This window comes from Candidatus Nanopelagicales bacterium (assembly GCA_018003655.1).
Lineage (GTDB): Bacteria > Actinomycetota > Actinomycetes > S36-B12 > UBA10799 > JAGNDY01.
This window is the reverse complement of the sequence record JAGNDY010000152.1, coordinates 1-3108: the sequence shown is the minus strand read 5'-3', so window position 1 is coordinate 3108 and position 3108 is coordinate 1. Positions and strand designations below refer to the sequence as shown.

Genomic DNA, 3108 nt, shown 5'->3' with positions numbered 1-3108 from the left:
TGACACGATGCGGGTAGCACAATTGGACGCAGCACGATGAGAGGCAAAACGACGTGAAGTTCCGGGTAGAGCGCGATGTCCTGGCGGACGGTGTTGCATGGGCAGCTCGTGCACTGCCATCCCGTCCCTCAATCCCGACCTTGTCCGGTGTCTTGATTTCCAGCGACGATTCCGAGTTGACCTTGTCCGGCTTCGATATGGAGCAGGCCGCCAGGGTTCAAGTTGAGGCAACGATCGACGAGCCCGGCCAAGTACTGGTTTCCGGGCGGCTGTTGGCTGACATTGCGCGATCGTTGCCGGCTGCCCCAGTCGTGATCGCCACCGAAGGCAGCCGACTTGAGGTTCAGTGTGGAAGGTCGTCGTTCGTACTCCCGACGCTGCCGGTAGATGAGTACCCGCAATTACCAGAGATGCCCGCTCCCGTCGGTAGTGCAAGTGGCAGCGCCTTCGCCCACGCGGTCTCGCAGGTTGCAATCGCTGCTGGTCGTGATGACACGTTGCCGATGTTGCTCGGTGTGCGGCTCGAGATAGAAGACGACCACGTCACCATGGCCGCAACCGACCGCTATCGCCTTGCGGTGCGGGAGTTCACCTGGAACCCCGAGCAAGGTGGCTTCGAGGGATCAGCGCTAGTCCCAGCCAAGATCCTGGCGGACACGGCCAAGTTGCTCGCCGGAGCCAAGCGAGTGTCGGTTGCCTACGCGCCCGGCACCTCCGGGGAAGGCTTGATGGGCTTTGAGGGCGATGGTCGCCGCACGACCACCCGTCTGCTTGACGGCGAGTTCCCCAAGTACCGGCAACTACTGCCAAGTGACTCCTCCAGCGTTGCGACTGTGGAGAAGTCAGCGTTGGTCGAGGCCGTCAAGCGCGTGTCTCTGGTGGCCGAGCGCAACACACCAGTTCGACTGGTCTTCAGCGGCGAGGAAGTGGCGCTGCAGGCCGGGTCCGGCGATGAGGCGCAAGCGACGGAATCACTCGAGTCGCGCATCGTTGGCGAATCGATCGAGATTGCGTTCAACCCGCATTATCTGCTCGACGGGCTGGGGGCGATTGACTCAGCTGAAGTCGACATTTCCTTCACTGGTTCAGCCAAGCCCGCAGTGTTGACTCCGTCAGGCTCCGATAGCGACGACAGCTACAAGTACCTGCTGATGCCCGTACGACTCTCGTCGTAGCGCGCATCGTCGCTGACTGTGCGTGTTGAACGGGTCGAACTCTTTGACTTCCGCAGCTACCCACATGTCGAGGTTTCATTTGAGCCGGGAGTCAACGTCCTGCTAGGTCCCAACGGGATCGGCAAGACGAACGTTGTTGAGGCCGTTGGTTACGTCTCCACCATGAGTAGCCACCGAGTCGCCGCGGATTTGCCACTGGTGCGCGTCGAGAGCCCGCAGGCAGTGATCCGGGTGGAGTCGATTCGGCGCGATCGCAGCTCGGTCACCGAAATCGCCATCATTCCGGGCCGGGCCAACCGAGTGCAGATTTCCGGTTCACCGGTTCGCGCGCGAGACGTGGTCGGGCAACTGCGAACAGTTCTGTTTGCCCCAGAAGACCTCGCGTTGGTCAAGGGTGACCCGTCGGATCGCAGACGGTTCCTCGATGACCTACTGGTTCAGCGCGCACCGCGCTACGCAGCCGTTCGCGGTGACTACGAGCGAATAGTCCGGCAACGAACGACTCTGCTGAAGTCGATGGCCGGTCGAGGTAATCGCCCGCTGGATGAGTCGGCCGCGTCGACGCTTGAGGTGTGGGACGAGCAACTGGCCGAGGTTGGTGCATCGCTACTGTTCGGACGGCTGTCGTTGATGGCGGAAATTGATGAGCTGGTGGCTTCGGCGTATGGCCGCGTCGCGCCCGGAAAGTCGGCCACAATCGCCTACTACCCACGCTGGCTGTCCGCCGATCACGACGGTTGTGCGCTGCCTCGCGATCGCGAATTACTTCGAGACTTACTCCGTGAACACATTTCGCTAAAACGTCGCGAAGAGCTCGCTCGCGGGGTGACCCTGATTGGGCCGCACCGTGATGACATTCAGTTCGAGATTGGTGGGATGCCGGCCAAGTCGCACGCATCCCATGGCGAGTGCTGGTCGCTGGCACTTTCGCTGCGGCTCGGATCATTCGACTTGATGCGTGGCCTCGATGACGGCAGCGGCGACCCAGTGTTGATACTCGATGACGTGTTCGCCGAACTTGACCAATCGCGCCGCGAAGCCCTGGTGACCGTGGCTGCCAGCGCCGAGCAGGTGCTCGTCACCGCCGCAGTGGCTGACGACGTACCGCCGGAATTGGCCGCCACCAATTTTTCGGTTGCGCCGGGTGAGGTGCACCGTGGCTGACGAGGAGTTGCCGGACCTGGCTGCCGAGGCGCTAGCAAAGCTCCGCCGCAGTGTCCGTGGTCAACGTGCGACCGGTTCCAGTTCAGGGCAACGTGGATCGCGCAGCGGCAAGCGATGGCAGCCGGTTCGCGACGACGAGTACGGAGGTGCTGGACCAGGTGGCCGTGACCCAATTCTGGTCGGCCCCGGAATGGACGATCTGGTTCGCGACCGGGACTGGTCGGCGAGCACTGCGGTGGGTGGAGTCATCGGACGTTGGCCGGAAGTCGCCGGCGCGGACCTTGCGGCGCATGTGTCACCGGAGGAGTTCGACCAGTCCACCGCAACGCTGCGATTGCGCGCCGAATCAACCGCTTGGGCGACGCAAGTTCGGATGCTGATCCCGACCATTTTGGCCCGCATCGAGCAGGAGATTGGGTCCGGCGTCGTGCGCGATATCGAGGTGGTTGGGCCAGCTGTCGGCGGCCCGCGACCGGGTCGTTTCAGGGTGCCCGGCAGAGGGCCTCGCGACACCTACGGCTAGCCCACCAAACCAGCCCATTTATCCACCAAAACAAAGGCATCCCGGCAGTTCTTTGTGCCCTTAGCAGGTAGGATCAGCAAGTGTCATATGACGCTAGTGCAATCACCGTTCTTGAAGGTCTCGACGCTGTCCGAAAGCGTCCCGGGATGTACATCGGATCCACCGGGGAGAGGGGCCTTCACCACCTGGTCTATGAGGTGGTCGACAACTCCGTTGACGAGGCGCTAGCCGGTCATTGCGACCACA

The 3108-nt window shown here is 62.3% G+C and carries 3 protein-coding genes; all 3 read left to right on the top strand.

Features of this window, described 5'->3' with window-relative positions:
- Positions 1–53: 53 nt before the first annotated feature.
- From dnaN to KAZ48_11580, 3 genes are read left to right on the top strand one after another with little or no spacing between them, the layout of a single operon-like run.
- Complete coding sequence (gene dnaN, locus KAZ48_11590) at positions 54–1175, top strand: DNA polymerase III subunit beta (protein MBP7973433.1); 1122 nt, start codon at positions 54–56, stop codon at positions 1173–1175.
- Positions 1176–1193: 18 nt separating this feature from the next.
- Positions 1194–2339 carry a DNA replication/repair protein RecF gene (gene recF, locus KAZ48_11585; GenBank protein MBP7973432.1) on the top strand — a complete coding sequence of 382 codons (1146 nt, stop codon included), beginning with the start codon at positions 1194–1196 and terminating at the stop codon, positions 2337–2339.
- Positions 2332–2862, top strand: coding sequence for a DUF721 domain-containing protein (locus KAZ48_11580; GenBank protein ID MBP7973431.1), 531 nt, complete (start codon positions 2332–2334; stop codon positions 2860–2862). Before recF ends, KAZ48_11580 begins: the two co-directional genes overlap by 8 nt.
- Positions 2863–3108 lie beyond the last annotated feature (246 nt).